This window comes from Agromyces humi, assembly GCF_009720255.1.
GTDB classification, from domain to species: Bacteria; Actinomycetota; Actinomycetes; order Actinomycetales; family Microbacteriaceae; genus Agromyces; species Agromyces humi.
Map to the genome: position 1 here is coordinate 1 of NZ_WJSP02000482.1, position 2,426 is coordinate 2,426.

Here is a 2,426-nt window from a genome sequence, read left to right on the forward strand (position 1 = left end):
CAGTACGCCCGCCGCGGCCAGCAGGCCGCCGAACATCGCCCACGGGATGCCCGGGAGCACGAACGTCGGCTCCCCCTGCGCGCCGCCGAGCAGCGCCTGGGCACCCGCCCAGCCGTAGCCGAACCCGAGCACCAGGCCGAGCAGCGTCGCCGCGAGGGTCAGTGCTGCGCTCTCCGCGACGATCATGGTGCGCACCTGGCGGCGCTCGAAGCCCAGGGCGCGCAGCAAGCCGAGCTCGCGGGTGCGCTGCATGACGCTGAGCGACAGCGTGTTCACCATGCCGATGGCCGCGATGAGCGCGCTGAACCCGATCAACACGGTGAAGACGGCGACCGTGACGTCGAGCATGTCGTCGATGCCCGCGTAGACCTCCGGCTGCGCGCGCTGCGCCTCCAGGATCATCGCGCGGTACGACTCCATCGTCACGGCGAAGGTCGTGACGAGGGTCACGCCGATGACCAGGCCGATCGTCATGCGAGAACTGCGCTCGGGGTGGCGCACGGCGTTCTCGGCCGCCAGCCGCGCCGACGGGGAGTTGCCGAACGCGCGCCCCACGAGACGCAGCACCGGCGGCAGGACGACGTGCGCGCCCAGCACGATCCCCGTGAACGAGACGATGCCCCCCACCATTCCGACGAGTACGCCGTACGGCTCCGTGAGCCCCCACACGACGCCCACGACGAGCAGCGCGATGCCGACGACGAACAGCACGAGCGCCGCCACGTTGCGTGCGCGACGCCGACCGAGCTCCTCGCGGTCCTGCTCGTGGGAGTCGCCGATCGCCTGGATCGGCCGCACCCGCAGCACACGGCGCGAGCCCACCCACGACGCCAGCCACGTCGTGACGGCCACCGCGGCCGCGGGGAGCGCCACGACCGGGTTCAGGTAGTCGTACGCGGTGGGCGGCATGAGGTCGTTCGCCTCGCCCGCCGCCTGGATCGCGAACGCCGCGCCCGTGCCCAGCACGACGCCCGCCAGTGCGCCGGCCAGTCCGATCAGCAGGCCCTCCCGGGCGATCTGGGCGCGCTGCGCCCGTGCGCTGGAGCCGATGAGTCGGAGCAGCGCGATGAGCCGGGTGCGGCCGGCGACGACCGTCGACACCGTGTTGGCCGTGACGACGGCGCTGACGTAGATCGCGATGACGATGAACGCCGTGGCCACGATGCCGAGCAGGAGCGCCACGGTCGCGCTCTCCCCCGTGACGTCGTCGGCCGCGATGGCGGCGCCGAGCAGCCCCGTCACGTGCAGCAGGACGACGCCGAACGTGCCCGCGAGCGTGGCCACCACGAGGGTCGGCCACTGGTCCCTGAGTCGCGTGCGCATCAGGCCGCGACCTCCATGGCGAGCATGTACGCGGAGATCTCCTCGGCCGACGAGCGGGCGGCATCGCGCACGATGCGCCCATCGGCGAGGAAGAGGATCCGATCGGCGTGGCTCGCGGCCACCGGGTCGTGCGTCACCATCGCGATCGACTGGCCGTACCCGGCGCTCGCCGTGGCGAGGAGGCCCAGCACCTCGCGGCCGGTGCGCGAGTCGAGGTTGCCCGTCGGCTCGTCGGCGAACACCAGGTCGGGTCGCGTCGCGAGGGCGCGGGCGATCGCCACGCGCTGCTGCTGCCCGCCCGAGAGCTCGTGCGGACGGTGCGTGAGGCGCGAGCCGAGGCCGAGGGTCTCGACGAGCTCGTCGATCCACGCCTGCTCGTCGCGGCTCGGCCGGCGCCCGTCGAGCTCGAACGGGAGCATCACGTTGCCGCGCACGTCGAGCGTCGGCACCAGGTTGAACGACTGGAACACGAAGCCGATCCGGCGACGGCGCAGCACGGTGAGCGCCGAGTCCGAGAGCTCGGTGATCTCCGTGTCGCCGAGCCAGGCACGCCCCGAGGTCGGCGAGTCGAGGCCGGCCATGATGTGCATCAATGTCGACTTGCCCGAGCCCGACGGCCCCATGATGGCGGTGAACTCGCCGCGGCGGAGTCCGAGCGAGACGTCGTCGAGCGCCGTGACCGTGCCCGAGCCGTGTCCGTAGCGCTTGCCGAGGCCCGTGACGCGGGCGATGAGACCGAGGTCGGAAGGTTGGATCTGCATGCCTTCGACGCTACGGACCGGGGCGTCGTCGCGGCATCCGGCCACCGGATGGTCCGGGGTCATCCTGCAGGATGACGCGCTCAGTCGGCGAGGTCGTGCTCGTAGCCGAACACCACGAGCTGCACCCGGTCGCGCAGCCCGAGCTTCGCGAGGATCCGGCTGACGTGCGTCTTCACGGTGGCCTCCGAGAGGTACTCGGATGCCGCGATCTCGGAGTTGGAGAGACCCCGGGCGGCGAGGGCGAAGATCTCGCGCTCCCGCGGGGTGAGCTCCGACCACGCGGCGGGCGCCGGGCGGCGACCGTTGCCCCGGCCCACGTGGGCGAACAGCTCGCGCGTCGCG

At 72.5% G+C, this 2,426-nt stretch carries 3 protein-coding genes; all 3 read right to left on the reverse strand.

Translation table 11 applies throughout. The features are described from left to right. A partial coding sequence (locus GH736_RS21210; RefSeq protein WP_159606843.1) for an ABC transporter permease occupies nucleotides 1–1,323 on the reverse strand: 1,323 nt, incomplete at its 3' end. Then, entirely contained in the window at nucleotides 1,323–2,084 is a 762-nt protein-coding gene (locus GH736_RS21215; RefSeq protein ID WP_159606845.1) for an ABC transporter ATP-binding protein, read from the reverse strand. The genes GH736_RS21210 and GH736_RS21215, both read right to left, overlap by 1 nt. 80 nt (nucleotides 2,085–2,164) lie before the next feature. Then, nucleotides 2,165–2,426 (reverse strand): response regulator transcription factor (locus GH736_RS21220; RefSeq protein WP_162529588.1); only part of this gene is annotated, 262 nt, incomplete at its 5' end.

What these genes read in the sequence shown, in the direction of transcription:
- GH736_RS21215 (WP_159606845.1), bottom strand. Translation starts at nt 2,084, where the DNA reads ATGCAGATCCAACCTTCCGACCTCGGTCTCATCGCCCGCGTCACGGGC.